Here is a 26375-nt window from a genome sequence, read left to right as displayed (position 1 = left end):
GGCGGAACGCATGGCGCCGGGACGGACGCGGCGGGACCGTTACGGGCGGACGCCCGGCGGCACGGTTCCGCCCGACGGCGCACGGTTCCCCGCGACGGCGCACGGTTCCCCGCGACGGTTCGTGGACGGGCCGAGGGGCCGGGCCCTCCCCGGGCCTTCCGCCCCCGGATGCCACTGCCTACAGTCGACCGTAGAGTTCCCCTCACACGGGCCTGAGGTCCCCTCACGCCCCCTCCCCACGTCCTCCGCAGGACCCCACCGGACCGAGGAATACCAGCCATGCACCGGGCACTGATCGTCGTCGACGTGCAGAACGACTTCTGCGAGGGCGGCAGCCTGGCCGTCGCGGGCGGGGCCGAGGTGGCCGCCGCGATCACCGACCTCATCGCCGAGTCCGCCCCCGGCTACCGGCACATCCTCGCCACCCGGGACAACCACATCGACCCGGGCGACCACTTCTCCGACCACCCCGACTTCGTGCACAGCTGGCCGGTGCACTGCGTCGCGGGCACCGAAGGGGTCGGCTTCCACCCGAACTTCGCGCCCTCCGTCACCTCCGGCGCGATCGAGGCGGTCTTCGACAAGGGCGCGTACGCCGCGGCCTACAGCGGCTTCGAGGGTCTGGACGAGAACGACCGCGGGCCCGCCGAGTGGCTGCGCGAGCGGCAGGTCACCGAGGTGGACGTGGTCGGCATCGCCACCGACCACTGCGTCAAGGCCACCGCTCTGGACGCGGTGCGGGCCGGGTTCACCACCCGGGTGCTGCTCGACCTCACCGCCGGGGTGGCCGCGCCGACCACCGCCGCCGCGCTGGACGAACTGCGGGCGGCCGGGGTGGAGCTGGTCGGCACCCCGATGGTCGGGGGCTGAGCCGGGCACCGTCCCGTCCGCGGGAGCGCCCTCCGGGGCGGTTCCGGCGACCCGGCCCTCCCGGCGACGGCTCCGGACTGCCGGGCGCTCACCGCTCGGTGACCAGCAGTTCCACCACGTCGGTGCCGCCCAGCCGGAAGGCCTCCCGCAGCTCGGCGCCGACCGCGTCCGCGTCCTCGGCCAGCCGGGCGCCGGAGACGTACACCACCCGGACCCCGAGGTACTCCATCCGGTGCTGCCCGCCGCGCACCCAGGCCGCCTCGCCCTCGCTGACGCAGCGCAGCTCCGAGTCGACCTCGACCGCGACACCCGCCTGCGGCCAGTAGAGGTCCGGCACCGCGACGTAGGTGCCGCCGCGCATCCGCAGCTCCGGGGAGGTCAACGGCACCGGCAGCAGCCATTCGTCCACCAGTTCGCCGACCCGCTCCAGCACCCGGTCGCGTTCGGCGGCCAGCAGGCCGTCCAGCACGGCCCGCACCCGGGGGTCGGCGGTCAGCCCGGACTCGGCCAGCTCGGCGGCCAACTCCCCCACCGGGCAGCGGAGCTCGGGCCGGCGGACGGCCTCGCACAGCACCTCCCGGACCGGCGCGGGAGCGAACACCCCGGCGCCGGCGCCGGCCGTCCACTCGGCGGAGGTCCACTCGCGGAGCGCGTCGGCCACCGCCCTGGCGACCGGCGCGCAGGCCAGGCCGTGCACCGAGCGCGCCACCAACTCCCGCTCGGTGCGCCGGATCCGCACCTCCCCGGCGTCCTTCAGCCGGCGCTGGCGCGGCACCAGCACGTCCACCCCGGTGACCGCCGGCAGCCGGGGCACCGCGGCGAAGCCGTACAGGGCGAGCGCGGCCGGTCCGGTGATCACCGCCCCCTCCCGGCTCCCCTCCTCCCTGCCGTTCTGCGCCGCGTACAGCAGCGCGGCCCACATCCGCTGCTCCGGCGAGGGCTCGCCGGACTGCATCAGATAGACCCGGGGCAGCAGCCGCTGCCAGGGCCCGCCGCGGCGGCAGTGCTCGCTGACGACCCGGGACGGCACGCCCCTGGCGCGCAGCTGACCGGCGGTGAGGACGTTCTGCTGACGGCGCGCCAGCTCCTCCAGGGAGGGCGGCGGCGTGGGAATCCGGTAGTTCATGCCGACACCATCCCCAACGCTCCGGAGCCTTTCCCGGCCGCCTGACGCACTGTTACCCAACCGTCGCGAAACCGGGACCAGCCCGCACTAAAGTCCTCATACCCTCACCCATTCGGAGGAATGGGTGATCATCGTCTTGTCATACTCGATCACTCTCGATCGACCACCTGGCCGTCTGACCGTGCGTGACCAAGCACATACGGCAAAGTCACCTCCGGACGTCACTCCAGCCCGCCGGATTGCCTACCCTTAGTACATGTCACGTGACGAGACCGCCGGCCTCCGCGCGGCCCAGCTCCGCCTCGGACGCCTGCCCGGATACGTCCGCCGGCCGGACCCGGCCCGCCGCAGCGGCGCACAGGGCCATACTTACAAGAAGGGCTGGGAGGTCCGCTTCACCGCGCGCAGCGAAGCGGAGATAGCCGAGATCCGCGACCTCGTGGTCGCCGCCGGATTCGCGCCCGCCCGCCCCTTCTTCAAGGGCCATCAACTGATTCAGCCCGTCTACGGAATGGCAGCCGTCCAGGCCTATCTGGCGGCTAGACAGGCGGCCGAGGAGCAGTCGGCGCGCACCGCGCCCGCGCGGGCCCGAGGGGGTTCCGGGGCGGCGCGACTGCGAGCCGCCGCCAGGGCCGCGCACGAGGCCGCCGAGAGCACCGCGCACGAGCTGCGCGAGCTCCGGGAGGACCCCGGCCGCGAAGCCGCGGAGCATCCCGCACCGGAGACCGACGCACCGGAGGACGACGCGGCGGACGCACCGGGCACCGGCGCACCGGGCACCGGCCCGCGGGGCGGCGCCGCGACGGGACGCGGGACCGCGGACCACGGCACGGCCGACGTCCGCCCCGAGGACCTCCGGGGCCGGGAGCACGAACGGCAACGGCTCGCCGCGGCCGAGGAAGTGGCCCGCACCGCAGGGGCCGCGGCTGCGGCGGCCGCGCGGCGCGCCCGCCGCCGGGCCGCGGAGGCCTTCCCCGCCCAACTCGCCCGGGGCACCGCACCGGACGACCTGACCGCTCCGACGAAGACCCGCAACACCACCTGACAGTTCGTCAACTCTCTGCTCGTACACGGCGATCCGCCGACGAAGGGCCGGGCACGCGGGACGCGTGCGACGGGGCCGGCCCCCACCCCACCCGCTCCGGAACCGCGCCGCCAGGCCGCTGCCCGCGTCATCGCCGCAGCCCGGCCCGGCCCACCCAGCGCGCGAGCGGTGGTGCGCCCGGTGGTGCGGGCGCGGCTTCGCGCCGCAGGCGTGGACGGGAACCGCCGAACCGCTTACGGTGGCACATCACACCCCCCGCGGTGGCGCACCGACCGATCCGCCACCACGGCCGTGCCACCCCGCTGACCGGCCACGAAGCACCGCACCCCAGCCTCTGACACCACTGCGCAGCACTCCACGCCCCTCCGCCACCGCCGTACCGCACGCCGGCCTCCACCCGGCCACCGCCGGAACCGGCCGCACGGCGACTCCTTCCGGGCATTCCATCCGATTGGTAACCCAGCGCACCGAGCGCCTACCGTAGAGTGAGCACAGATGATCGACCGTCAGATGCCCATCTCACTTGCCGAGAAGCCGAGATGACCCAACGTCACGACAGCACCGCCGAGCCACCCCCGGGGCCCGGCGAACCACCGGCCGTACCGCTGGAGTTCGCGGCATTCTGCGAGCTGCACCGGCCGCGGTACCTCAGCTACGCCCGGGTCTGGCTGCCCGACCCGGACCGGGCGACCGCGGCCGTCCAACAGGCCTTCGCCGAAATCGCCGTCGAGTGGCGCGAGTTGCTGGGGAGCTCGAATCCCACCGCGCACGCCTGGCAGATCCTGCGCACCACCGTCGACGAGCACACCCGGCAGAACGGCCTGCCCTCCGGCCGCCCGGCCGCCCAGGACCGCCCCGGCCGCGCCGCCGACGACGACCTTGCGATCCTGCACTACGTGGTCGGTCTCGCCGCGCCCGAGATCGCCGACGTCGTCGGCACCGACACCGCCAGCGTGGCCGGCCGGCTCCGCCGCACCATGCTGCGCGAGGCCTCCGGCTGGTGAGCCGCCGCCGGGCCCGACCCGGCCCGCACCGGCCCGCCCTGGCCCGCTCACGGGCCCGCCACGGGCGCCCGCGCTCAGACCCGCTCGCCCGTCACGTCGTACAGGTGGTGGACCGGGTCGTGGATCAGATAGCGGGCGAACGACTCCACCGTGAACCGCGCCCCGTCGGAGCGGTTGCCGGTCCGCGCCCACCGCGCGCCCGTCACCCCCTCGAACGCCGCCGCCAGCGCCTCCGCGGCCGCCGCCAGCTCCGCCGCCACCACGTCCGGCCGCTGCTCGCCGTAGCGCTCGGCGACCGCCGTCGCGTCCTGGTCCCAGTTCGCGAACAGCGGGTCGTCCTGGTCCAGCATCAGGTCCAGCCGGACCAGGAACAGCCGGAAGACGTCGCGGACGTGGCACGCGTATTCGAGGTCCGACCAGATCTCCGGACGCGGACGCCGGCGCAGCGCCTCCGGGTCGCCGCCCAGCACCGCCGTCCAGCCGGCCGCGTTCGCCCGGACCATCCCGGCCACGTCCTCCCGCACCACGGCGCCCGCGTCCAGGCCGCAGTCGGCACAGGGTTCCTCCAGCACCCAGGTCCAGTCCTTGGTGTCGGGGACGATCGCGTCGGCGGGGACGATCGCGTCGGCGGGGGCGAGGGGATCGGGCCCGGGCGCGGGCGAGAGCTCGGGCTCGGACGCGGTGTGCTCGGAATTGGTCATGCGCCCAGGATGGTCGCGCCCCACCGCCCCCACCAGCGGCGTCAGCGCCAGCGGTCACCGAAATCCTGCCAGCCCTACCGCTCCGCGAGCCCGGAGGCCTCCCGGGCGGCGAGCAGTTCCGCCAGATTCGCCCGGCTCCAGTCGCACATCGCGTCCATCGGCCCCAGCAGCGTCCGCCCGAGCGGCGTCAGCGCGTACTCGACCCGCGGCGGGTTCTCGGCGAACTCCGTCCGCTCCAGCACACCGTCCTGCTCCATCGACCGCAGCGACTCGGTCAGCACCTTCGCCGTGATCCCCACCAGCGACACCCGCAGCTCCGAGAACCGGCGCGGACCGCCCTCCAGACAACGCAGGATCCGCCACGCCCACTTCTTCCCCCCGAGCACCGGAACCGTCGGTACGGGGCAGTCCGGGTCGAAGAAGTCCGGCGGCAGCGGCGCGGGCACGGTCCGAGTCATCCCTCGACCGTAACCGAACAGCGCTCCCCGCCGGTACCGTTGAAGTAACCGGCACCCCCCGGTCTACCGTCACCGCGACGGCGGACGGCCCCCCTGGCCCCGCCCCGACCCACCGACGGAGACCGCCATGGACCGCACCCCCGCCACCACCACCGACCTCGTCGTCTTCGGCGCCGGCGGCCAGGTCGGCCGCGCCGTCGTCGCGGAGGCCCGACGCCGCGGACTGACCGTCACCGCCGCCGTCCGCGCCCCCGAACGGCACCCGGACCTGGCCGGCCCCGGAATCACCCTGACCCCCTGCGACGTCACCGACCCCGCCGCCGTCGCCACCACCGCCCGGGACCACGCCGCCGCCGTCAGCACCGTCCACACGCCCGACGTCCCCGCCGGCGACTTCTACCCCGCCGCCACCCGCGCCCTGATCACCGGCCTCGCCGCGGCGGGCGTCCACCGCCTCGTCCACGTCGGCATCGCCACCACCCTCGAGACCGCCCCCGGTGTCGCCGTCCACGACGACCCCGCCTTCCCCGAGGCCCACCGCGCCTTCTCCCTCGGCCACGCCGCCGCCCTCGACCTGCTCCGCGACTCCCCCGCCACCCTCGACTGGGTCGTCGTCACCCCGCCCCTCGACCTCGACCGCACCGCCCCCGGCACCGGCCACTACCGCCTGGGCGGCCCCCAGGTCCTCGGCGGCCGGATCGCCCAGGCCGACCTCGCCGCCGCCGTCACCGACCAGCTCACCGGCCCGGCGGCCCGCCACCGCGAGCAGATCGCCGTCGCCGAGTAGCCCCTCACCCCTGCCGCGGCGGCGGATACCCCTGGTACGCCGCCGCGGCCGCCCGGTCCCGCCGTCGCCGCCCCCGCACCACCAGCACCGCCGCCACAACCCCCACCACCACCGCACCGGCGACCCCCGCCGCCCCCACCAGCACCCACCGCACCCCGCGGTTCCCCCCGTCCACCACCGGCGCCACCGCCTCCGGCGACTCCCACGCCTCCTCCGACGGCGGCGGCACACTCCCCTGCGACTCCACCCGCCCCACCAACGGATTCTCCCGCGGCCCCCCGTCCACCGCCGGATCCGCCTCCAACGCCTTCCCCGGCGCCAGCACCCCGTACCCGTAGCGGTTGCTGGGCACCGCCGAGCCGTCCCCGGGCGCGGAGGCGGACTTGATCATCCGGTTGATGACCTGCCCGGCGGAGAGCGACGGATACTTCGCCCGGATCAACGCGGCGGTGGCGGAGACGTAGGCGGTGGCGTCGGAGGTCCCGTTACCAATGCCTTGCGCGCTTGTCGACTTGGAACCGGCCCGGGGGATTTCCGTGCCCGGCGCCACCAGGGTGGTCTCGGGGCCGACGGTCGACTTGCTCCAGAGCTGCCCGTTCCTGTCGACGGCCCCGACCGCGACAACCCCGGGGAATGCCGCTGGATACTCCACAGCGTTTGTGCCGTTGCCAGTACTGGCAACGAGGACAACATCCTTGTCAACTGCGTACTTGACCGCTGCTCGCTCGTCGGGATCAGCCCCGGAGGGCCCGCCGAGGGACATGTTGATGACGCTCGCGCCGTGGTCGACGGCATAGTGGATCGCCATCGCAAGCCCCGACCTCGTCGAGAGCGACTCCCCGTCCAGCTCGATGCGGATCGGAAGGATCTTGGCCTTGGGGGCCAGACCCTTGATACCGGCCTCATCGCCGTGACCGTGGCCGGCGATGAGGCTGGCCATACCGGTTCCGTGGCCGTCGGTGTCAACAGTGCCGTCGGTGTTCGCTCCGGTGAGGTCCTTACCCGCCAGCACCTGCCCCGTGAGGTCTCGATGGTCCTTCAGCACACCACTGTCGATGACCGCGACGGTGACACCGTCCCCTTGCGAGACCGGCCAGACTGCGGACTCGGCCCGGAACATGGCAAGCGGCCACTGAGAATCCCTCACACTGTCGGCGCGGGACGCCCCAGCGCCGACCGCTGCCAGCAACACCCCCGCCAACACGGTTGTCCCGCGACTCGGACGCCAGCCACTCAAGCCCTGCCACCCCACTCAGCGCAGAGGCTGCCCCAGGTCCGAACGACCCGCAGGGCAACCGATCGATCGGCCCGGGCCCGAAGGCCGGCCGTCATTCCACCACGTTCGGATTCACGGGCTCGTCGGACACCCAGGTCTCCTCGTCCTCGACCAGGTAGTCGGGACGTCGCCGCTTCTTCGCTTCGTCCTTCCTACCGTTGTCGGTGCTGCCGAGGGGCATCCAAGGCGCCTGCGGCAACGGGCTCCTGCCACCGGTCTCCGGCTGGATCCGCCCGCGCGCTCCCACCCCCGAGCCGCCTTCGGTGAAGGCCTGCTTGCCTCCGCCACCCTTTCCGGGCCGGTCACCGACACCGACGACCGTGCCTCCGGCGTGCCCTGCTGCACCTCCGGCACTTCCTTTCCCCCGGGTAGGACCGGCGCCGACTGTCCCGCCGCCACTGACACCGGGCATACCCTCCACGCCGAAGGCCGCACCGCTACGGCCGGCGGTGTTCCGACCCGATGCCCCCTCCCTCCCTGCACGCGCGGCCTCAGGTCCCGAGGTGTCACGCCCGGCCCCCGAGCCGGGCCCCTGCTTGCCAGCAGGAGGGAATGACAGCGCTGTCCCGTTCGGATGAGGAGATGCGCCCCCGGTCCCCTGCGACGCGGCGGACTGGGCCGCCGAAGTGCTTGGCAGAACGTGATTGCCGCCGGCCCCCGGCGTACCGAGCAGAGACGTGCTGCTGGGATCCGGCGACTTCCTGCCGGGCGCCTGAGAGAAACCGGGCTCGGTGCCGTCCACTACCGTTCCGGAACCGAAGCTCACCGGCGCGGACCTGGGTGGCGGCATGGCAACCCCACCCTTGACACCAGGGTCGGAGGGGACCGGAGGTGGCTTCGAGAGCGATGGGCTCGCCGCCCGGGAGGTCGAGCGTCCCGTGCCGCCCGTCCGAGGATCCGCCACTCCCGTCTCCCTCGGCCGGGAGACAGGTGCCGAACCCGCCCCGGGAGTGCCTGCCCCCACACCGCCGAGGAAGCCGCCCACAGCCGCGTACCCACTTGTTCCGGCGTCACCGTCGTCAGGAAGGTCGGTGTAGTCGCCCCTGCTCGTCTTCGGAGGCGGCCCCGGAGGTTGCGGCGGCTTCAGCATCGGGGCGGCCGTGCGGTAGTGCATGGCGAGGGTCTGGAGGACGGTGGCGGCTTCGGCCTTCTTCTGGTTGGCGAGGTCGGTGCGGGCGTCCTCGTCGTCGGCGCCGAAGAGGGAGGAGAAGGTGTCGCCGACGCCGTCCTTGAACTGGGCCCAGCCGCTGGGTTCCTCGGGCATGTTGCGTTTGGCCTCGGCGATGGCCTCGGAGACCGCCTTGAGGGTGATGGCCGCGTCGTTGGCGTAGGAGGCGGCGGTGTTGATGGTGGTGGCGAGGTGGAGCATGCGGCTGTGGAAGGCGTCGCTGGTGCTGCCTTCCCAGGTGGTGGCGGTCTCGGTGCTGGCGCGGGTGAGGGTGGTGCGGATGGCCTTGAGGGTGTCGGCGGCGCGGCGCCAGGGGTCGGCGGCGGCCATCACCTCACCGGGGTCGAGTGCCTGGACCATGGCGCGGAGTTCGGCGTGGCTGAACTGCCGGAAGTCGGTGTACTTCATCGGACGCCCTTCCCGTCGTCGTTCCGGGCCGGGGCGGTGGTCCGGGCGTAGGCGGCGGTGCTGGCGGCGGAGGGGTTGGCGACGGACCAGCCGTCGTCGCCGAGTTTCAGCCCGGTCCTGGTGAGGTGTTCCTGTTCCTCGTAGTTGGTGGCGGTGAGTTCGGCCTTCTTCTGGGCCTCGTCGATCGCCTCCTGGAGCTGGTCGAGGGCGTCGCGCAGGCCGTCGCGCATGATCTGGTAACGGCCGTGCAGGTCGGTGGCCTCGGCGAAGGTGCCGAGGGCCTTGGGGCCGATGCCGCTGCGGCCGTGGGTGGCGGTGCCGTCCGCGTGGTGCTGGAACTCGGCGAGCAGCAGCCGCACCTGGGCGGCGAAGGCGCGCAGTTGTTCGACCTCGACCCGGTAGCCGCGTCCGGCCCCGCCGGTCGGTCCCGCCCCGCTCCCCGTTCCGTTCCCCTTCCCCGTTCCGTTCCCCGTTGCCACTGCGGCGCCTCCCCCGTGCGTCCGGCCGGTGTGTCGTTCACGGTTCTGGTGAATCGGTTATGTCTAACACACGATCCTGGCGCCTGGCATGCCGTCAGTTCACCTCCGGCGCGGGGCCGGTGGTTCCGGTGGCAGTGAGGGCGGCAAGGGCGCGGCGGCAGAGCGAGTCGGCGTGCCGGGTGGTTTCGGGGAGGCGGTAGCGGGGGGTGAGGGCGAGGGTGGTCTCGACGGCTTCGGTGAGGCCGATGCGGTGCCCGACGGAGACGAAGACGGGTTTGACGCCGGCCCGGGTGCGGACGGCGCTGCCGACCTCTTCTCCGGTGGCCGGGTCGGTGAGCGGGGTCCGGTCGCCGCGGTCGGGGCCGGGGGGCCGGTGGTCGAAGGTGAACGGGGTCTTGGCGACACCGAGGGTGCGCAGGCCGGTGAGGACGCCGAGGTGGCTGGCGAGGCCGAGGCGGCGGGGGTGGGCGAGGCCGTAGCCGTCGCAGACGACGGTGCCGGGGCGGTGGGTGAGGGCGTCGAGGGCGTCGAGCACGGCGGGGATCTCGCGGAAGGCGAGCAGGCCGGGGACGTAGGGGAAGGCGATGCGACCGGTGGCGGTGGCTTCGTCGACGACGGCGAGGCCGGCGCGGTCGAGCACCACGGCAGCCGCGACGACGAGGTCCCGTTCGTCGTCGTAGGCGACGTCGACGCCGGCGATCAGCCGCTCGTCACCTGAACGAGCGGAGGAGCCCGGGGCGGAGGAGTCCGGCGCGAAGGCGGCCGCTGCGGCGCCGATCGCCCCGGTCGGCTCGACGAGCGGGCGCAGGCGTTCCTGTTCGGCGAGCGCCTCGGCCTCGGTGGTGGGCCAGTCGGCCGGGATGGGCACGGCGGTTCCCCCTGGTGCGTGGTGCGGTGGTTCGGTCGGGCCCACGGTACCGAGCGGGGCGGACGGACTCGGGGGCGGTTCCGTGAGCCCGTGCGCCCCCCGTGCCCCGGGCGCGCCGGGCTAGCCTGGACGGAATGCCGCGGACGACCGCCGGAACGCGCCGAACGCCCTTCCCCCGCACGGTTCCCCGCCGCGGCCCGGGCGGCACCGGGGTGGCCGGTGTCCGCCCCGGCAGCGGCCGCTCGTTCCCCCCGACGCGCGAAGGACTCCGCCATGTCGCACCGCCCGACCACCGCGCAGTTCGCTCTCGGTGTCTTCACCGTGGTCGCCGCCACGGTCGCCCTGCTGGCCGCCACCGGCGTCTCGGGCGTGCCGGGGGTCGCCGCGGTGGTGCTCTTCGCACTCGCGCTCGGCACCTTGGTGGCGGTGCTCGCGGCACCGGCCCCGCACGCGGCCGACCGGCGCGCGGAGCACCGCACGCCGGTCGGCGGGCACGAGTAGGAGGCCACCCGGACCCCGGCAGGGGTGGGCGGGCCCGAGCGGATTCAGGCCGTGGAGACCACGACGGTCTTCGCGGCCTTGTCGTGGATGCACTGCCGGTACGGCTTGTCGAACACGCCGAACAGGCCGTCGATCAGCCACCAGAGGACGGCGCAGCAGATCACGGCGGGAAGCACGAAGACCGCCGCCCTGGTCCAGGCGGCCGACTGGGTCGGGGTGTTGCCGTCGACCAGCATGGCGACCCGGACCTTCATGGCCTTCTTGCCGAGGGTCTGACCGTCCCGGCCGAGCATCACTCCGTCGTAGACGAGCCAGAGCCCGCAGGCGAGCCAGAACGATCCGGCCGAACCGGAGCGGTCGGCCAGGCTGGCGAAGGGCAGGACCAGGAGCACGGCGACGGCCTGGACCAGCAGGTAGTCGATCAGCCGGGCGACGATCCGGTTGGGCCAGGTGCCGAGCGGGGGCATTCCGGGGACGGGGCCGCCGCCGGGCGTGCCGTATCCGGCGGGGCCCTGGCCGGGCGGCGGCCGGTCGTAGGGCGACTGGCCGTAGGGGCCCTGGCCGCCGGGGGCTCCGCCGTAGGTGCCGCCGTACGCGCCGGGGCCGCCGGCTCCGGGGCCGCCGGGGGGTGGCGGGGTGCCGTACGGGTCCGACGGCGTACCTTCCGGCGTGCCGCCGCCCTGCTGCGGGGGCTGCTTGCCGAAGGAGGGCTTGCCGCCCCCCTCCGGCTCGGGGCCTGAGGGGTCGTAGGTACTCATTCCCCGAGTAGAACATCACGCATTCTGTGAATTTGGGATATTCAGTCCGTTTTGTCGATCAAGGCCCCGGAGCGGAGGACGGCCGGGCCGGACCCGACGGCCGGGCCGGGCCAGCCGGACAGAGCCGGGCCGGGCCGGGCTCAGAGCCGGACGACCCGGGTGCGCGCCGCCCGGTCGTGCCAGCCGCGCCGGTCCGGGCGGTCGAACAGCGGCCAGAGCAGGCCGATCACCAGCAGCGCCGACACCTGCCCGACCAGCCAGCGGACCAGGGCACGGCCGAGCCCGGGGCGGTCCGGACCGGAGGTCGAGCCCGCCCGGGCCGTGGCGACCACCCGGATCCGGGCGAGCCGCTTGCCGAGGGTCTGGCCGGTACGGGCGGTCGGCAGTGCCTCGTAGAGCAGGCCGACGAAGAGCAGGATGCCGAGCAGGACGGCGACCTTGCCGAGCACCGTGCCGTCCACCAGCCAGACGTGCGTCTGACGGCGGGTGAGGCTGCTGGCCATCCGGGCCTGGTCGAGCTTGCGCTGGAGGTGGGCATCGACGGACCGGCCGAGCGGGACACCGGCGGCGACGGCGACCACGGCCAGGACGGCGCTGTCGACCAGCCGGGCGAGCAGCCGTCGGCCGAGACCGGCCGGGCGGAGCGCCGACGCCGTCCCGGCGCGGCGGCGCGGGGCAGGGGACGGCACCCGAGCAGGCACCGTGGCAGCGGCGACAGCGGCGGCGACGGCAGCAGGAGCGGCGGGAGCCTGCCGACGGGCGGGCGCGGCGGCGGCCGGGGACGGCTCGACGGCCTCCGCCTCGTCCACCGCCGCGTCCGGCTCGGGTTCCGGCCGCGCCGGACTCCCCGCCACGACGGACGACGTCGGGACCGAGAGCCTCGGCCCCGGAACGGAACGCGGCTCGTCCGGTCCCGGGCCGACGGGCAGGGCCGGGGCGGAGGAGACCCCGGACGACACCACGGACGACACCCCGGCGGGCGACCCCGACGACACCTCGGAGAGCGGCCCCGAGAGCGGCCCCGAGGGCGCCGCGGAAGGCGACCCGGAGAGCGGTGCGGACACCTCGACCACGGCGGGGGCCCCGGCCGGCACCGCGCCGGACGGCTCCTCCGCCCCGGGGAGCACCCCCCAGGACACCCACCGCGGCGCGCTCCCCGTCTCCATCAGGCCGCGCTGCGCCCGGGGGTCCGCCTGCCAGCCGGCCGGCTCCGGTGCCGATTGGGCCGGCACCCCCGGTGCGGGGTCGGGCGCCGGTCCCGCGGTCGCACCGGTCACCACCGGCTCACCACCGCGCCGGAACACCGGGCCGTTGTCCGGGGCCGTGAAGGTGAACGACGCCCCGCCCGCCGTCCGGTCCAGGTACACCGGCCCGGTGTCACCGCCGGACGCCGGTTCGGGTTCCGGCACCGATTCCGGCACCGGCATCTGCACCGGCTCCACGACCGCCAGCTCCACGACCGCCGGCTCCGCGACCACCGGCGGCGGCACGTACCGGGCCCCGGCGCCGGCACCCGCCGCGGCGGGGCGGCGGGTCGCGTAGCGGGGCGGTTGCAGCACCTCGCCCTCGGCCGGGGCCGCCCTGCTGGTACCGGGCACCCAGGCCGAGCCGCCCCAGTAGCGGACGAAACCGGGAACGGACGGGTCGGGGTAGTAGCCCGGCGCCGGGCCGGCCGCCGTCTCCGTACTGCCGCCGGCGTGGGGCCGGTCCGTCATGGGGGTCTCTTTCCTGGCAGGGCCGATGCGGCTCGCCCGGCGAGCGGGGTGTGCGCGACGGTGGCACGGGCGACCCGGGTGGCTCCGCCGTCGGCGCGCGCGAGGGGGGGTACCGCCGAGGAGGCGGACAGTCGCCGGGCAGTCACAAAGCGTAGTACCTCGGCGGGGGCGCGATGCGAAGTTGCCCGTTCGGGGGACAGTTCGGGGCCGCCCACGGTAAGGAAGACGGCGCACATGTCCGACCACGCGCCCGCCCTTCCCCATTCACCACTCCGTGTACCCCCGACAACGGACCGGCCGCGGAGCCCCCCGAGGGGGTTGCACCCACGCGTCCACCTCGCGTCCACCCCGGCTCCGCCCCGGCGTCCGCCCACGCCCCCGCGCGGGATCCGGGGTCCGAAGAAATTCCGGAAACCCGTGTAAGAGCGCTCCCGGGCCGCGCTCTCCCAGGTAACAGGGCCCGACAACCGGGCACGACCCGCAGGCAGAGAGGAACCCGATCATGGAGCGCCCGACGAGCGTGGTCGAGCACGAGCTGGAACTCAACCTGGTGCTCTCCCCCGAGCACAGCGTCCCCGTCCCCGCCCGGCTGTCCTACGGCAGCCACGACCCGTACGCCGTGCACATCACCTTCCACCTGGACACCGGCTCGCCGGTGACCTGGGTGTTCGCCCGCGAGCTGCTGGTGGAGGGCACCTTCCGGCCCTGCGGCCAGGGCGACGTGCGGATCTGGCCGACCAGGTCGGGACGGCGCAGCGTGCTCTGTCTGGCCCTGAGCTCCCCGGCCGGGGACGCGCTGCTGGAGGCGCCGCTGCCGGTGGTGGCCGCGTGGCTGGAGCGGGCGCACCGGCTGGTGCCGCCGGGCAGCGAGCTGGCCGCGCTGGACATGGACGGTTCGCTGGCCGAGCTGCTCGCGTGAGGCGTCGCGTCCCGGTCCCGCGAGCGGACCGGCCGGACCGGCCGGACCGGCGGGGCCTTCCCACCGCACGCCCGGGCCTTCCCGCCACACGCCCGGGCCTTCCCGCCACACGCCCGGGCCGCCCCGGCGCGCGGGCCGAGTCAGCGGGCCGCGGGGGCCTGCTGACGCTCGCGCGCGGACTCCGACGAACCGCCGTCCCGCTGACCGGGCAGCGCGGTCGGCGCCGCTCCGGCCGCCCGGCGCCGGGCCCGTACGCGTAGCGCGGCGGCCAGCAGGAAGCAGATCCCGACGAGCGGGTACACCGAGGTCGGGATCTGGTGGAGCGGCGACAGCTCCAGCACCAGCGCGCCCTTCGGCTTGGCGAGCCACATCGCGAACGACAGGAAGGCGATCAGCGTGGCCCCGAAGGCGAGCCGCCAGCGCAGCTTGCGGACGGCGGCCGGGCGGGCCCGTTCGACCGCCGCCTCGCTCGCGAGCAGCACCAGTACGGGCACGCACCAGACCCAGTGGTGGGTCCAGCTGATCGGCGAGATCAGGACGGCGGTGACGGCGGCGCAGCAGACGCCCCAGGCCTCGGAGCGCGCCAGCCGGCGCGAGCTGCGGGCGGCCCAGGCGGCGACGCCGAGGCCGGCCACCGCGACGGCGACGGCCGCCAGGGTGCCGGTGAAGCCCGGTGCGGAGGTGTGCAGCAGCCGGGCGACGGCCCCGCTGAGCGCCTGGTTGTCGACGATCTCGGTCTTGCCGACCCGTGAGGAGTCGTAGAGGTACTTGGTCCAGAAGCCCCAGGTGGCGTCGGGCAGGACGAGCGCGCCGAGCAGGAAGGTGCCGAGGAAGGTCGCGCCGGCCACGAACGCGGCCCGGATCCGGCCGGTGAGCAGCAGGTAGACCGCGAACAGGCCGGGGGTGAGCTTGATGCCGGCGGCGATGCCGATCGCGATGCCCTTGCCGCGCTTCCCGTCGGGCCGGGTGAGGTCCCAGAGGACGAGGCAGCCCAGGGCGAGGTTGATCTGGCCGTAGCGCAGCGTGGTGTAGACGGGTTCCAGCCAGACGCCGACGCCGGCGACCAGGATCACGGCGATCGCGCGGAGGTCCCGGCGCGGCCAGCCGACCAGCTTGAACGACAGGTGGGCGAACAGTGCGAGCAGCCCGATGTTGCAGAGCGTGATCGCGACCCGCAGGAACGGCACCGGGAACCAGGTCGTCGGCACGAACAGCATCGCGGCGAACGGCGGGTAGGTGGCGGGCAGGTTCCACTGGGTGACGCGCAGGCCGTAGAGGTCGCCGCCGTTGACGACGGCGGCACCCTCGGCCCGGTAGACGATCATGTCGACCATCGAGGTGTGCGCGAAGTGCCGCACCACCGCGTAGCCGAGCAGCGAGACCAGCGCGAGCACGGAGACGATCAGCAGCGGACGGCGCGGGGCTTCGCGCAGGGCGCGGACGGGCGCTCCGAGGGCCGTGCGCAGCCGGTCCGACAGGGGGGCGGGCGTCAGGTCGGGTGGGGTGTCCACCGCGCCGCGCTCGTCTTGCACCGCTGTCACTTCTCGCTCCGTCCGCCGATCGGCCAACCAGCGACGATACCGGATGCCCGGCGGACGGGCCGGATCGATCTTCGTGACGGAGAGTGGCCGCCGGGGAATTGGAGCCGGCCGGCCGTGCCCCGTTGCGGTCGGGGCACGGACGGCCGGAGTCGGTGCGGCGGACGGGTCCGCCGGGTGCCGCACGAGGTCGGCGGGCCCGGGAGCCGGTCTGCGCCGGGCCCGTCACGGGCCCGGCGGGCCGGTCAGCCGGTGTAGGCGCCGAGGGCCCGGGTGAAGTCCAGCGGCTGCTGGACGATCGAGCTGCAGCTCGCGTCCGCGTACGCCTTGGCCCCGCCCTCGCAGGCCTTGTCGCGGGTGCCGGACCACATAGCCAGCCAGGCCAGGTGCTTGCTCGCGGCGAACTGGGCGAGCTGCTTGGCGTCGGCGACGGTGAAGACCTCGCTGGCCACGTCGTTGACGCCGATCATCGGCGTGACCGCGACCCGGCGCCACGCGGCCGCGTCGTCCAGGCCGAGCACGCTCTTCACCTGGGCCTGGGTGGCGGTGGCCGCGGCGATGGCGTAGGTGCCCATCCGGCCCAGCGGGTCGGGGGCGACCCCGTCGCCGTAGTCCATCGCCATGATGTTGACCGCCCCGATCGTCACCCCGTTGCGCTTGGCGTCGGCGACCAGGTCGACGCCCTCCTGGGTCAGTCCGGAGGGGAGCGCGGGAAGGGTGAAGGAGACGTCCAGGGCCTTGCCCCTGGCGGCGGCGTTCTTCTGCAGCTGGGCGACGGCCTGGGCGCGCCGGGTGTTGGCCGCGGTGTTGGCGATCGCGCCGCCCTCGACGTCGAAGTCGAGCCGGGTGAGGCCGAAGGCGTCGACGGTCCGCTGGTACACGGCGGTCAGGTCGGCGACGGAGGAACAGGCGAGGGCGAGCTCGCTGCCGTTGGCGCCGCCGAAGGAGACCCGGACGTCGCCGCCGATCGCCCGCAGGGCGCCGATCCGGGCCGCCACCGCGTCGTCGGCGAGCTCGGTCACACCGCCCCACTTGGGGGTGCAGCCGCCGCCGGAGACGACGAAGGCCAGGGTGAAGTCCTTGACCCCGGTGGCCTTGGCGGTGGCGACCAGGTCGTACGGCGGGTAGAGCGAGGTGTCGACGTACGGAGCGAAGCGGCCGCCGCCCGCCGGGGTGGGGGTGCCGGTCGCGGTGGCGGTGGGCACCGGAGTGGTGGGCGCGGCAGTGGTGGGCGCGGCGGTGGCGGTCGTGCCGGCCGTCGCGGTCGGGGTGACCGGAGCGGTCGGCCGGACGGTCCCGGTGCCGGTCGGGCTCGGCACCCCGGTGGTGGGCCGGGCGGTCCCGGTGGCGGTGACCGGGGCGGAGGGCGTCGCGGTCACCGGGACGGACGCGGACGGCGACGCGGAAGCCGTGGCCGTGGCTGTCGCGGTACCGGTCGGACGGCCGGACGGGGTGGGCGCGGTGCCGTCCCCGGCCTTGCAGGAGGTCTTGTTGATCAGGCAGTTGCCCGGCTCGGCCTGGGCCGCGCCGACGCCCTGGGCGACGTAGCCGACCACGACGCTCCGCCCGGGCTCCAGCCGCTTGCTCCACGACTCGGGCCGGACGGTGATGTGCCCGCCCTCGGCGGTGAAGGTGGCGTTCCAGAGCGAGTCGATCCTCGCGCCGGCGGGCAGGTCGAAGGTGAGCGTCCAGTCCTCGATCGCCCGGTCCGCCGGGTTGGTGACCAGGTACTGGCCGGTGTAGCCGGAGTCCCAGCCGCTGGTGCGGGTGTAGACGGCGCCGAGCGGGGCGGCACTGGCCGAGGAGGCGAGGACGACGACACCGCCGGCGACCAGGGCGGCGGCGACCGCCGAGGCGCCGAGCACCGTGCCCCGGCGGCTGCGCCGACGGCGGCCGCCGGGGCGGCGGTGGGGCTGCTGGGTCGTCATGGGGCGTACCTCCGGGGCTGGCAGATGCGCGGTCGGGGGTGACCGGCGCGGCCGACGCGGACGACGCTAGCGGGGGCGAACGGCCGGAATCCGCCTGCTGAGCCAGGGGTAGAACTCCCTTACGACGCGCTTAAGAAAGACGCCCTCCGGCCCGCCGCCGGGTCCTGACCGGCCCGGAACCCACCCTGACCGGCCCGGACCCCGCCCGGCCCCGGTGGCCGCCGTCGGCGCCGAAACCTTTCTTCAACCGCTCCGCGGTCCCCCGCTCAGCGCGCGAACAGCGATCCCCGGCCACGGCGCCGACCGGCCCGGGGCGGCACGGCGCCGTCCGGCCTGGACCGCAGCCGCAGCCGGATCTCGGCCCCGCCCAGCACCGCCGACCGCCCGAGCGCGAGGTCCCCGCCGGTGGCCTCGGCGAGCTTGCGGACGATGTCCAGCCCGAGCCCGGTGGAGCCCTCGCCGCCGTGGCCCTCGCCCCGCTTCAGGGCGGCCTCCGGATCGGTGAAGCCCGGGCCCGCGTCGCCGACCAGCACGATCACCGAACTCCCGGTGGCCAGCACGTCCACCGAGAACGCGGTGCCGACCCCGGTGTGCCGGAAGACATTGCCGAGCAGCGCGTCCACGGCGGCGGCCAGATCCCCGCGCTGGACCGGGACCGGCGTCTCCCGGTCCGCGCCGGCCAGCTGCCAGCGGCGGCCCTCGTCCTCGGCGAGCGCCGACCAGAAGCCGACCCGCTCACGGATCACCTCGGCCGCGTCGCAGCCGACCGTGACGGCGGGGGCGTCCTCCGGTGCCCGGCGGGCCGAGCGGATGATCTGGTCGACCTCGCGCTCCAGCTGCGCCACCGCGTGCCGGGTGGCGTCGGCCGCGTCGCCCTCGCCCAGCGAGGCCGCGTTGAGCCGCAGCACGGTCAGCGGGGTGCGCAGCCGGTGCGACAGGTCGGCGGCCAACTCCCGTTCGGCGGCCAGCAGCTGGACCACCCGGTCGGCCATGGCGTTGAACGCGTGGGCGGCCTCCCGCAGCTCCTCGGGGCTGCCGGCGGCCTGCTTGCCGTCCACCGGCACCCGGACGGCGAGGTCGCCCGCGCCGAGCGATCGGGCCGCGGCGGCGAGCCGGCGGGCCGAGCCGACGATCCGGGCGCCCATCCGGTCGGCGACCAGCACCGAGACGGCGACCAGGCCGAGCGCGACCCCGGAGAGCACCTGCCAGGCGGTGGCGACGCCCCGGGTGAGGTCGCCGTCGGCGACGAACACCTCGACCACGGCGGTCCGGGCGGTGTCCACCGCGACCGGCTGGAGCAGCGCGTAGCCGCCCGGGACCTCGACGGTGAACGAGCGTCCCTGGCCCCCGGCACTGGCCACATCGGCGGCCAGCGCCCGGACTTCGCCGATGGTCGCACCGGCGGCCGGCCCCGCGGCGGCGCCCGCCGCCGTCCCGTCCGAGACCTTCCCCGCCGGCGCCGTCCCGCCGGGCGCCGAGGCCACCCCGCCGGCGGCACCGCCCGGTCCCGACGGCGCGCCCGTCCCGGACGCCCCCGTCCCGGCTGTCCCGGCCCCCGACGCCCCTGCCCCCGAGGCCGCGGCCGCGGCCGGCGGCAGGTGCACCGCCATCCGCCCCTGCGCTCCGGCGTCCGTCGAGGCCACCGCCCGGGCGATGGCGTCCTGGTCGGTGGTGATGGCCAGGGCCGGACCGAGCGCCGCCGCCTGCCGTTCCGCGGCCGTGAACGCCCGGTCCCGGGCGGTCTGCTGGACCATCAGGCCGAGCGGGATGAGGAAGGCCAGCGCGACCATCGTGGTACCGGCCACCGCGGCCTTGATCAGGGCCCAGCGCAGCGAGTGCCGCAACCGCCTCATGTCCGCCGCTCCACCGGGACGGGCCCGGGCCCGGCGGGGTGCCCGGACGCCTCCAGCCGAACCCCGACCCCGCGCACGGTGTGCAGGTAGCGCGGGCTGGACGCCGTCTCCCCGAGCTTGCGGCGCAGCCAGGACAGGTGCACGTCGATCGTCTGGTCACCGCCGTAGGTCTGCCGCCACACCTCGGCCAGGATCTCCTTGCGGGGCACCACCACACCCGGGCGGGCGGCGAGGAAGGCCAGCAGGTCGAACTCACGCCGGGTCAGGTCCAGCGCCCGCCCGTCGAGTGCGGCCTCCCGTCGCTGGAGGTCGATCGCCAGCCCGCCGACCCTGAGCACCTGGCTGACCGGGGCCGCCCCGCCGCCGAGCCGGCGCAGCACGGCGGCCATCCGGGCGCTCAGGTGCTCCCCGGAGAACGGTTTCACCAGGTAGTCGTCGGCGCCGTCGTTGAGCAGCCGGACGATCTCGGCCTCGTCGTCGCGGGCGGTGGAGATGATGACCGGGACGTTCGTCAGCCCGCGGATCATCTTGAGCGCCTCGCTGCCGTCCAGATCCGGCAGTCCGAGGTCCAGGATCACCAGGTCGCAGCCGACCTGGGCGACCTCGCGCAGCGCCTCGAGTGCCGTGCCCACGCTGCGGACCGCGTGGCCGGTGTCGGACAGGTGGCGGATGAGGGCGGATCGTACGAAGGGGTCGTCCTCGACCACGAGCACTGTTGCCATGGGGCTGCACGGTACGGCATCGACCCCGAATGGTCTGTACCTCGGGGTGGCCCCGGGCAGCGCTTCGTGAACCTTCGGGAAGGGTTCGCCCGGAACGTCGCGGGTTTGTGCAAGTCCCCTGTGGAAGTGCGGGGGTGCCCACCTGCCGGGAGCCGTGATGGGGCAGGATGTGCGCACTATGCGGAACGGACTGGTACAGCTCGGCGCCTGGGCGGCGGCCACCGGGGCGGCGGTGGCGCTGTCCTGGTTCGGCGTGCACACGGTGCTGACCGGGGCCGCGTTCGAACAGCCCACCGCGCTGCCGCTGCCCTCACCGGCGTCGGCCGGTGGCGCGAGACCCACGCCGACCCCGTCGGCGGACCCCGCGCAGTCGGCCGGCCGGCCGGATCCGGCCGCGCCGCCGTCCACCGCCCCGGCGTCGGCCGCCCCGTCCAGGCCCGGTCCCCCGGCCTCCGCCGCGCCACCCGCGGCCCCCTCGACCGCCGCCGTCGTGTCGCACCGTCCGGCGCCGGCCACGAGCACGACGTCCTCCGTCCGCAGTTATCCCGTTCCCGGCGGCAAGGTCGCCCTGGACCTCGGGCCCGACCGGGCCTCACTGGTCACGGCCGCCCCGGACCCCGGCTGGCAGATGCAGGTCTGGGACGGTCCGCAGTGGATCCGGGTGGACTTCACCAAGGACAACCAGGCCAATTCGGTGTTCGTCTACTGGAACGGGCACCCGCCCGTGGTCGACACCGTCGTCCGCTGAGCCGGTCCGGCCCGCGCCCCCGGCGCTCCGTCACCACCGCTCGAAGGGCACGTAGCCCGGCAGATAGGCCCCCCGGTAGCGGGACCGGTCGACCAGGGTGTGCCTGGTCCCGCCGGGCACCCCGATCGCGGCGAGCACCACCGTGCCGTACGCGTCCCGCACCTCGTACGGCTCGGCGAGCGAGGCCGCGCCCCGGTCGACGGCGTAGTCGTAGGCGTAACAGACGTCCGGCACGGCCACCGCGAGGTCGATCACGCCGTCGCCGTGCCGGGCCAGGTGGCCGGCCAGCTCCCGGCCGCGCGGGCCGATCACCTGGACCAGCGAGGTCAGGACGAAGCGGGTGCCGGGGCCCTGCAGCACGTAGGAGACGATCTCGGGTTCGCCGGTCTCGGGCCCGGCGTACGCGGTGCAGCGCAGGCCGAGCGCGACGGCGTACCGGTGGGCCGCCCGCTCGGCGTCCCCGACCACGAGGACCACCGCGTCGGCGCGGCCCCTCGGGAGGAGGCCGGGCTCGTCGGGCCCGGCGGCGGTGAGCAGCGCGGGTTCGGCGGCGGTGTCGGTCATGTCAGCCCTCCCGGTGGGGGTACGGGACCACGGTTCCGCTCGCGGACCGGTGGGGGCCGGCGCGCGGGGTCGTGGCTGGAGGGTGGCGCCGGGGCGACATCCGCGCAACTGTTCCGTTTCCTCCTGGTCAAGCTGTGCTCCGGGGCGGGAGAATCGGCCGCACCGCTGTACACAATGCCCACCCGAGGACGGAGCCCGCGATGCCCCCCGCCCACGCCGCCAGCCCGACGGGCGCACCTGGTTCGCCCAACTCGCCTGCCGGGCAAGGGCATTCCGGCATCGCCCCGGCCGCTGCCGGGACCGCGAACGGAGCCGGGTCCGGGCCTGCGGCCGGGGCGGTCACGGGGAGCGTCAACGACGCCATCGACGCCCTGGACGGGCGGCTGATCCGGCTGCTCGCCGAGGAGCCGCGGATCGGTGTCCTGGAGTGCTCGCGACGGCTCCAGGTGGCCCGCGGCACCGTGCAGGCCCGGCTGGACCGGCTCCAGGCCCGCGGGGTGATCGGCGGCTTCGGGCCGGAAGTGGACCCGGCGGCGCTCGGCTACCCGGTGACGGCCTTCGCGACCCTGGAGATCTCCCAGGGGCAGGGCGCCGACGTGCGCGCGCATCTGGCGGCCGTGCCCGAGGTGCTGGAGCTGCACACCATCACCGGGCACGGCGACATGATGGTGCGGATCGTGGCCCGGTCGAACGCCGATCTGCAGCGGGTGATCGACCGGGTGGTGGGCTTCGACGGGATCGTCCGGTCCTCCACCGCGATCGCGCTGGAGAACCCGGTGCCCTACCGGATCCTGCCGCTGGTCGACCAGGCCGCCGCCGAGTAGCCCACCGCCCGACCGTCCGGCCGTCCACTTGCCCAGTCGCCCAGCCGCTCAGTCGCTCAGCCGCTCGACGGAACCCGGCGGCTCGGCCGAACCCGGCGGCCCGGCCGAACCCGGCGGCTCAGCACCCCGGAACGGCCCCGCCCGACCGCAGCGCCTCCAGCGCGGAGACGGACTCCCCGAGCGTGCCCACCGGCACCAGCCGCAGCCCCGCCGGGAGGTTGACCTTGGCGTCCGCGCACTCGTCCTTGGGCACCAGGAAGACGGTCGCGCCGTCCCGCGCCGCCGCCTGGGTCTTCAGCGGCACACCGCCGACCGGGCCGATCACGCCCCGGTCGTCGATGGTCCCGGTGCCGGCGACGGTCGTCCCGCCGGTGAGGTCGCCGCCCTTGCCGTCCCCGCGGAGCTTGTCGACGATGCCGAGCGCGAGCATCTGCCCGGCACTGGGGCCGCCGATGTCACCGAGGTCGATCGCGACCTTCACCTGCGCGGGCGACAGCTGGAGGTAGCCGAGCGCGGCCGTGGTGGCGGCGTCCTGGGACTCGGCCATCTGCTGGGCGGTGACCTCGTTGGCCTTCGCCGGGTCGCCCTGCGGGTAGACCGTCTCACTGGGCCGGACGGCCTCGTCCTCGTCGAACCAGGCCTGGAGCGAACGCCACAGCGTGGTCCGCTCCCCCGGGTTGGTCGCCGAGATGGTCACCATCCGCAGCTGCCCCTGGGTGGCCCGGACCGGCGCGCCGGTGACGGTGAGCACCGGGCGGCCCTGGTAGCTGCCGAGGGTGTCCGCGGTCACGCCGGGGAAGGTCAGCGTGTAGGGCAGCGGGACGAACGCGGCCACCCCGAACAGTGCGGCGACCGTCGCGCCGCAGAGCGCGAGGGCCCGGGTCCGGGGGGAGGTCAGGGCCTTGGGCAGCTTGGTGTCGGACACAGAGGCATCCAAACACACCGGGGCCGTCCGGCGGGCACGCACACGGCCACCCGAACGGCCCACCCGGCGGACCGGGGCGGTCAGCGCAACGCGTCGGCCACCTCGGTGGCGGCCTCCACCACGCGGGGGCCGACCCGCTCCGGGACCAGTCCGTTCAGCATCACCACGCCGACGCTGCCCTCGATGCCGCTCAGGCCGAGCAGCGCGGCGGCCGCGCCGGACGCGCCGGACTGCTCCTCCGCCCGGGTGATGACGAAGCCCTGCTCCGGCCGGCGCTGGCTGGGGAAGGTCCGGGCCTCCAGGATCGCCCGGCCCGCCGCGCTCTCGCCGAGCGGGTGGCGCAGCCCGGTCCGGTAGGCGACGTGGAAGTCGGTCCAGCTGGGTTCGACGACGGCCACCGCGAGCGCCTCGTTGCCGTCCACCAGGGTCAGATGGGCGGTGGCCCCGAGGTCCTCGGCGAGGCTGCGCAACGCGGGCAGCGCCGCCTCGCGCAGCAGCGGGTGGACCCGGTGGGCGAGCCGGAGCACGCCCAGGCCCACCCGGGCCCGGCCGCCGATGTCCCGGCGGACCAGCCCGTGCTGTTCCAGGGTGGCCAGCAGCCGGTAGACGACCGTCCGGTTGACGGCGAGGCGGGCCGCCAGTTCGGTCACGGTGAGCCCGCGCTCCGAGTCGGCCAGGAGCTTGAGGACCCGGACTCCCCGGTCCAGGGTCTGGGAGGTCTCTGCAGTCACGACGCGCAATTCCTTTCCGCGGCGGTCGCGGATCGGCTGGCCGGTCCGGGACTCGGTGGTCGCGCGCAGGGGGGTGGCCGCGCCAGGGCCGCGGTGTGTCGTCCTTGACGTCCTGGGGCCCTGCGATGCCCGTCCCGCGGGGGTTGCCCGGCGGGAGAGCGTGGGGGAAAGGTAGTGAAGGAAATGCGGCGGCGGAAGTGTTTGTCCAAAATTCGGTCAAGATCAATTCGCCCTGACCGGACAGAAGCGGACAAAGGTCCGCATTCCACCCGGCCCGACCGGGCGCAAGTTCGAGCACAGTCCGAAGTCCGGACAGACGCCCGGGATCGGAGGGGCCGGACGACCGGCCGGGAACGGGCCCCGGAGCGGCCGGGAACAACCCGGAGCGCCCCCCGGAGCGCCGTCCGCCCCACCCCCGGACCACCCCCGGAACGGCGGGTCCGACCGCCCCGCCCCGACACCCTCCGAGCGACCCGGCCGATCCGACGGATCGTTACTTCGCCCACTCCCGGATCTTGGCGATCCGCGCCTTCAGCTGATTGGCGGTGGCCTGCGCGGTCAGCGGACCGCCGCACTGCCGCCGCAGCTCGTTGTGGACCGTACCGTGCGGCTGGTCGGTGCGGTGGTGCCAGGCGGCCACCAGCGCGTTCAGCTCCTTGCGCAGCTCCCGCAGCTCCTGATGGGTCACCACCGGCCGCTGCTCGGCCGGCAGCTCCAGCAGATCGGCCTCCTCGGCCGGCTTGCCCTTGCTCCGCTGGATCTGCCGGTGCTGACGCTTCTGCAGCAGCATCTGCACCTGGTCCGGCTCCAGCAGGCCCGGGATGCCGAGGTAGTCCTCCTCCTCCTCGCTGCCCGGGTGCGCCTGCATCCCGAACTCCATGGCGTTGTACAGCACCCGGTCGAAGACCGCCTCGGAGCCCAGCGCCTCGTAGGAGAACTCGTCGCCGCCCGCGCCGTCCGGGCCGTCGTTGGCCCGCTCGGCCTCGGCGAGCAGCCGGTCCTCCTCGTCGAAGAGGCCCTCGCCCTCCTTCTTCGGCCGGTCCAGCACATGGTCGCGCTGGAGCTCCATCTCGTTGGCGAAGCCCAGCAGCATCGGGACGGTCGGCAGGAAGACGGAGGCGGTCTCGCCGCGCTTGCGGGCGCGCACGAAGCGGCCGACGGCCTGGGCGAAGAACAGCGGCGTGGAGATCGAGGTGGCGTAGACGCCGACGCACAGCCGGGGCACGTCGACGCCCTCGGACACCATGCGGACCGCGACCATCCAGCGCGAGGTCCCGGCCGCGTAGTCGGAGATCCGCTGCGAGGCCTCGGTCTCGTCGGAGAGCACCAGGGTGACCTTCTCGCCGCTGATCTCGCGCAGCATCTTGGCGTAGGCGCGGGCCACGTTCTGGTCGGTGGCGATCACCAGGCCGCCGGCGTCGGGGATCGCCTTGCGGACCTCGGTGAGCCGGCGGTCGGCCGCCTGCAGCACGGAGGGGATCCACTCGCCCTGCGGGGAGAGCGCGGTGCGCCAGGCCTGGGCGATCAGGTCCTTGGTCATCGGCTCGCCGAGCCGGGCCTCGAGCTCGTCGCCGGACTTGGTGCGCCAGCGCATGTTTCCGCTGTAGGACAGGAAGATCACCGGACGGACGACGTGGTCGGCGAGCGCGTGCCCGTAGCCGTAGGTGTAGTCGGCGACCGACTTGCGGATGCCGTCACTCCCGGCCTCGTACTGGACGAAGGGGATCGGGTTGGTGTCCGAGCGGAACGGCGTCCCGGTCAGCGCGAGGCGCCGGGCGGCCGGCTCGAAGGCCTCGAAACACGCCTCGCCCCAGGACTTCGAGTCACCGGCGTGGTGGATCTCGTCCATGACGACCAGCGTCTTGCGGGCCTCGGTGCGGTTGCGGTGCAGCATCGGGTTCACGCCGACGCCCGCGTAGGTGACCACGATGCCGTGGTACTCCCGGGAGAGCGGCCCGGAGGAGTAGCCGGGGTCCAGCTTGATGCCTATCCGGGCGGCGGCCTCGGCCCACTGCTTCTTCAGGTGCTCGGTCGGCGCGACCACGGTGATCTGCTGCACCAGGTGGTTGTGGAGCAGGTACGAGGCCAGCGTCAGCGCGAAGGTGGTCTTACCGGCGCCCGGGGTCGCGACGGCGAGGAAGTCTCGCGGCTGCTTCTCGATGTACTTGTCCAGCGCCCCCTGCTGCCAGGCCCGGAGCTTGCCCGCGGTGCCCCAGGGGGCACGGCCGGGGAAGGCCGGGGAGAGCTGGTGCGAACTGGTCGGCGCGGCATGGCCGACGGCCCGGACGGGCGCGTGCGACTCGTTCGCGTCGGAGAAGAGCGGCATCGGGGCGGCGGCAGTACTCACGGTCTCCGAGGGGGGATCATCGCAGGTCAGAGGCGGTTTCGCGGCCTCGATCCACGGTCGGACGGCGTTCGGACAACCCACCCAGCGTACCGGTCCCGGCGCCGTTCGGGCG

Annotated in this window: 25 protein-coding genes; 8 read left to right on the top strand and 17 right to left on the bottom strand. The window is 74.8% G+C overall.

The genetic code is table 11. The annotated features are described in order from the left end of the window. Positions 1-279 precede the first annotated feature (279 nt). Positions 280-870, top strand: a complete 591-nt coding sequence (locus BLU95_RS24780) for an isochorismatase family protein (RefSeq protein ID WP_093861936.1) — start codon at positions 280-282, stop codon at positions 868-870. A gap of 88 nt (positions 871-958) precedes the next feature. On the opposite strand, the gene BLU95_RS24775 is transcribed toward BLU95_RS24780, so the two are convergent. Further along, a complete protein-coding gene (locus BLU95_RS24775) occupies positions 959-1996 on the bottom strand; it encodes a hypothetical protein (RefSeq protein WP_093861935.1) in 1038 nt (345 codons plus the stop codon). Between the two features lie 256 nt (positions 1997-2252). Here BLU95_RS24775 and BLU95_RS24770 point away from each other — a divergent pair, with 256 nt between their 5' ends. Both BLU95_RS24770 and BLU95_RS24765 read left to right on the top strand, forming a co-directional pair. Then, a complete protein-coding gene (locus tag BLU95_RS24770) occupies positions 2253-3041 on the top strand; it encodes a hypothetical protein (RefSeq protein ID WP_093861934.1) in 789 nt (262 codons plus the stop codon). A 539-nt stretch (positions 3042-3580) separates the two neighbouring features. Beyond that, positions 3581-4045, top strand: coding sequence for an RNA polymerase sigma factor (locus BLU95_RS24765; protein WP_093861933.1), 465 nt, complete (start codon positions 3581-3583; stop codon positions 4043-4045). Between the two features lie 74 nt (positions 4046-4119). Here BLU95_RS24765 and BLU95_RS24760 read toward each other — a convergent pair whose 3' ends face one another. Beyond that, positions 4120-4746 carry a DinB family protein gene (locus tag BLU95_RS24760; RefSeq protein ID WP_093861932.1) on the bottom strand — a complete coding sequence of 209 codons (627 nt, stop codon included), beginning with the start codon at positions 4744-4746 and terminating at the stop codon, positions 4120-4122. Positions 4747-4820: 74 nt separating this feature from the next. Then, positions 4821-5204: a winged helix-turn-helix transcriptional regulator gene (locus BLU95_RS24755; RefSeq protein WP_093861931.1), complete on the bottom strand. Its 384-nt coding sequence runs from the start codon at positions 5202-5204 to the stop codon at positions 4821-4823. A gap of 127 nt (positions 5205-5331) precedes the next feature. Here BLU95_RS24755 and BLU95_RS24750 point away from each other — a divergent pair, with 127 nt between their 5' ends. Then, complete coding sequence (locus tag BLU95_RS24750; protein WP_093861930.1) at positions 5332-5991, top strand: NAD(P)-dependent oxidoreductase; 660 nt, start codon at positions 5332-5334, stop codon at positions 5989-5991. A gap of 4 nt (positions 5992-5995) precedes the next feature. On the opposite strand, the gene mycP is transcribed toward BLU95_RS24750, so the two are convergent. The 4 genes from mycP to BLU95_RS24730 all read right to left on the bottom strand — a co-directional run bounded on the left by mycP (position 5996) and on the right by BLU95_RS24730 (position 10190). Continuing rightward, on the bottom strand, positions 5996-7111 hold the full coding sequence (gene mycP, locus BLU95_RS24745) for a type VII secretion-associated serine protease mycosin (RefSeq protein WP_159424986.1): 1116 nt from the start codon (positions 7109-7111) through the stop codon (positions 5996-5998). A gap of 208 nt (positions 7112-7319) precedes the next feature. Beyond that, on the bottom strand, positions 7320-8843 hold the full coding sequence (locus BLU95_RS24740; protein WP_093861928.1) for a WXG100 family type VII secretion target: 1524 nt from the start codon (positions 8841-8843) through the stop codon (positions 7320-7322). Continuing rightward, a complete protein-coding gene (locus BLU95_RS24735) occupies positions 8840-9322 on the bottom strand; it encodes a DUF2563 family protein (protein WP_093861927.1) in 483 nt (160 codons plus the stop codon). Before BLU95_RS24735 ends, BLU95_RS24740 begins: the two co-directional genes overlap by 4 nt. Positions 9323-9416: 94 nt before the next feature. Then, entirely contained in the window at positions 9417-10190 is a 774-nt protein-coding gene (locus BLU95_RS24730) for an endonuclease V (RefSeq protein ID WP_093861926.1), read from the bottom strand. 273 nt (positions 10191-10463) lie between these two features. On the opposite strand from BLU95_RS24730, the gene BLU95_RS24725 reads away from it, so the two are divergent. Beyond that, positions 10464-10691, top strand: a complete 228-nt coding sequence (locus BLU95_RS24725; RefSeq protein ID WP_093861925.1) for a hypothetical protein — start codon at positions 10464-10466, stop codon at positions 10689-10691. 44 nt (positions 10692-10735) lie between these two features. Here BLU95_RS24725 and BLU95_RS24720 read toward each other — a convergent pair whose 3' ends face one another. Both BLU95_RS24720 and BLU95_RS24715 read right to left on the bottom strand, forming a co-directional pair. Continuing rightward, positions 10736-11449 (bottom strand): RDD family protein, encoded by a 714-nt coding sequence (locus BLU95_RS24720; protein WP_093861924.1) that lies wholly within the window; start codon positions 11447-11449, stop codon positions 10736-10738. A 140-nt stretch (positions 11450-11589) separates the two neighbouring features. Beyond that, positions 11590-13164, bottom strand: coding sequence for an RDD family protein (locus tag BLU95_RS24715; RefSeq protein WP_159424985.1), 1575 nt, complete (start codon positions 13162-13164; stop codon positions 11590-11592). Positions 13165-13666: 502 nt separating this feature from the next. On the opposite strand from BLU95_RS24715, the gene BLU95_RS24710 reads away from it, so the two are divergent. Beyond that, positions 13667-14083 carry an SsgA family sporulation/cell division regulator gene (locus tag BLU95_RS24710; RefSeq protein ID WP_093861922.1) on the top strand — a complete coding sequence of 139 codons (417 nt, stop codon included), beginning with the start codon at positions 13667-13669 and terminating at the stop codon, positions 14081-14083. Between the two features lie 140 nt (positions 14084-14223). On the opposite strand, the gene BLU95_RS24705 is transcribed toward BLU95_RS24710, so the two are convergent. The 4 genes from BLU95_RS24705 to BLU95_RS24690 all read right to left on the bottom strand — a co-directional run bounded on the left by BLU95_RS24705 (position 14224) and on the right by BLU95_RS24690 (position 20124). Next, positions 14224-15624, bottom strand: a complete 1401-nt coding sequence (locus BLU95_RS24705) for a glycosyltransferase 87 family protein (RefSeq protein WP_093861921.1) — start codon at positions 15622-15624, stop codon at positions 14224-14226. A 242-nt stretch (positions 15625-15866) separates the two neighbouring features. Further along, positions 15867-17549, bottom strand: coding sequence for a glycoside hydrolase family 18 protein (locus BLU95_RS24700; protein ID WP_093861920.1), 1683 nt, complete (start codon positions 17547-17549; stop codon positions 15867-15869). A 266-nt stretch (positions 17550-17815) separates the two neighbouring features. Next, entirely contained in the window at positions 17816-19402 is a 1587-nt protein-coding gene (locus BLU95_RS24695) for a sensor histidine kinase (RefSeq protein WP_231977764.1), read from the bottom strand. Beyond that, on the bottom strand, positions 19399-20124 hold the full coding sequence (locus BLU95_RS24690) for a response regulator transcription factor (RefSeq protein ID WP_078880030.1): 726 nt from the start codon (positions 20122-20124) through the stop codon (positions 19399-19401). The genes BLU95_RS24695 and BLU95_RS24690 overlap by 4 nt, the downstream gene beginning before the upstream one ends. A 178-nt stretch (positions 20125-20302) precedes the next feature. Between BLU95_RS24690 and BLU95_RS24685 the strand changes: the two genes are divergently transcribed. Continuing rightward, positions 20303-20872, top strand: a complete 570-nt coding sequence (locus BLU95_RS24685) for a hypothetical protein (RefSeq protein WP_093861919.1) — start codon at positions 20303-20305, stop codon at positions 20870-20872. A 30-nt stretch (positions 20873-20902) separates the two neighbouring features. Here BLU95_RS24685 and BLU95_RS24680 read toward each other — a convergent pair whose 3' ends face one another. After that, a complete protein-coding gene (locus BLU95_RS24680; protein WP_093861918.1) occupies positions 20903-21436 on the bottom strand; it encodes a VOC family protein in 534 nt (177 codons plus the stop codon). Positions 21437-21798: 362 nt separating this feature from the next. Between BLU95_RS24680 and BLU95_RS24675 the strand changes: the two genes are divergently transcribed. After that, complete coding sequence (locus BLU95_RS24675) at positions 21799-22260, top strand: Lrp/AsnC family transcriptional regulator (RefSeq protein ID WP_030308163.1); 462 nt, start codon at positions 21799-21801, stop codon at positions 22258-22260. A 118-nt stretch (positions 22261-22378) separates the two neighbouring features. Here BLU95_RS24675 and BLU95_RS24670 read toward each other — a convergent pair whose 3' ends face one another. From BLU95_RS24670 to BLU95_RS24660, 3 genes are all read right to left on the bottom strand, one after another. Next, on the bottom strand, positions 22379-23185 hold the full coding sequence (locus BLU95_RS24670; RefSeq protein ID WP_231977763.1) for a S16 family serine protease: 807 nt from the start codon (positions 23183-23185) through the stop codon (positions 22379-22381). 80 nt (positions 23186-23265) lie between these two features. Further along, positions 23266-23916, bottom strand: a complete 651-nt coding sequence (locus BLU95_RS24665) for an IclR family transcriptional regulator (protein WP_030308168.1) — start codon at positions 23914-23916, stop codon at positions 23266-23268. 493 nt (positions 23917-24409) lie between these two features. Next, the gene (locus BLU95_RS24660) at positions 24410-26242 is read right to left on the bottom strand and encodes a DEAD/DEAH box helicase (RefSeq protein ID WP_093861917.1); all 1833 of its coding nucleotides are present in this window, start codon (positions 26240-26242) and stop codon (positions 24410-24412) included. Positions 26243-26375 lie beyond the last annotated feature (133 nt).

Origin of the sequence: Streptomyces sp. TLI_053 (assembly GCF_900105395.1) — a bacterium.
In the GTDB taxonomy this organism is placed as follows: Bacteria; Actinomycetota; Actinomycetes; order Streptomycetales; family Streptomycetaceae; genus Kitasatospora.
This window is presented reverse-complemented; position numbering and strand designations above follow the sequence as displayed.

What these genes read in the sequence shown, in the direction of transcription:
- BLU95_RS24780 (WP_093861936.1), top strand. Translation starts at nt 280, where the DNA reads ATGCACCGGGCACTGATCGTCGTCGACGTGCAGAACGACTTCTGCGAG.
- BLU95_RS24775 (WP_093861935.1), bottom strand. Translation starts at nt 1,996, where the DNA reads ATGAACTACCGGATTCCCACGCCGCCGCCCTCCCTGGAGGAGCTGGCG.
- BLU95_RS24770 (WP_093861934.1), top strand. Translation starts at nt 2,253, where the DNA reads ATGTCACGTGACGAGACCGCCGGCCTCCGCGCGGCCCAGCTCCGCCTC.
- BLU95_RS24765 (WP_093861933.1), top strand. Translation starts at nt 3,581, where the DNA reads ATGACCCAACGTCACGACAGCACCGCCGAGCCACCCCCGGGGCCCGGC.
- BLU95_RS24760 (WP_093861932.1), bottom strand. Translation starts at nt 4,746, where the DNA reads ATGACCAATTCCGAGCACACCGCGTCCGAGCCCGAGCTCTCGCCCGCG.
- BLU95_RS24755 (WP_093861931.1), bottom strand. Translation starts at nt 5,204, where the DNA reads ATGACTCGGACCGTGCCCGCGCCGCTGCCGCCGGACTTCTTCGACCCG.
- BLU95_RS24750 (WP_093861930.1), top strand. Translation starts at nt 5,332, where the DNA reads ATGGACCGCACCCCCGCCACCACCACCGACCTCGTCGTCTTCGGCGCC.
- mycP (WP_159424986.1), bottom strand. Translation starts at nt 7,111, where the DNA reads ATGTTCCGGGCCGAGTCCGCAGTCTGGCCGGTCTCGCAAGGGGACGGT.
- BLU95_RS24740 (WP_093861928.1), bottom strand. Translation starts at nt 8,843, where the DNA reads ATGAAGTACACCGACTTCCGGCAGTTCAGCCACGCCGAACTCCGCGCC.
- BLU95_RS24725 (WP_093861925.1), top strand. Translation starts at nt 10,464, where the DNA reads ATGTCGCACCGCCCGACCACCGCGCAGTTCGCTCTCGGTGTCTTCACC.
- BLU95_RS24720 (WP_093861924.1), bottom strand. Translation starts at nt 11,449, where the DNA reads ATGAGTACCTACGACCCCTCAGGCCCCGAGCCGGAGGGGGGCGGCAAG.
- BLU95_RS24715 (WP_159424985.1), bottom strand. Translation starts at nt 13,164, where the DNA reads ATGACGGACCGGCCCCACGCCGGCGGCAGTACGGAGACGGCGGCCGGC.
- BLU95_RS24710 (WP_093861922.1), top strand. Translation starts at nt 13,667, where the DNA reads ATGGAGCGCCCGACGAGCGTGGTCGAGCACGAGCTGGAACTCAACCTG.
- BLU95_RS24700 (WP_093861920.1), bottom strand. Translation starts at nt 17,549, where the DNA reads ATGACGACCCAGCAGCCCCACCGCCGCCCCGGCGGCCGCCGTCGGCGC.
- BLU95_RS24695 (WP_231977764.1), bottom strand. Translation starts at nt 19,402, where the DNA reads ATGAGGCGGTTGCGGCACTCGCTGCGCTGGGCCCTGATCAAGGCCGCG.
- BLU95_RS24690 (WP_078880030.1), bottom strand. Translation starts at nt 20,124, where the DNA reads ATGGCAACAGTGCTCGTGGTCGAGGACGACCCCTTCGTACGATCCGCC.
- BLU95_RS24685 (WP_093861919.1), top strand. Translation starts at nt 20,303, where the DNA reads ATGCGGAACGGACTGGTACAGCTCGGCGCCTGGGCGGCGGCCACCGGG.
- BLU95_RS24680 (WP_093861918.1), bottom strand. Translation starts at nt 21,436, where the DNA reads ATGACCGACACCGCCGCCGAACCCGCGCTGCTCACCGCCGCCGGGCCC.
- BLU95_RS24660 (WP_093861917.1), bottom strand. Translation starts at nt 26,242, where the DNA reads ATGCCGCTCTTCTCCGACGCGAACGAGTCGCACGCGCCCGTCCGGGCC.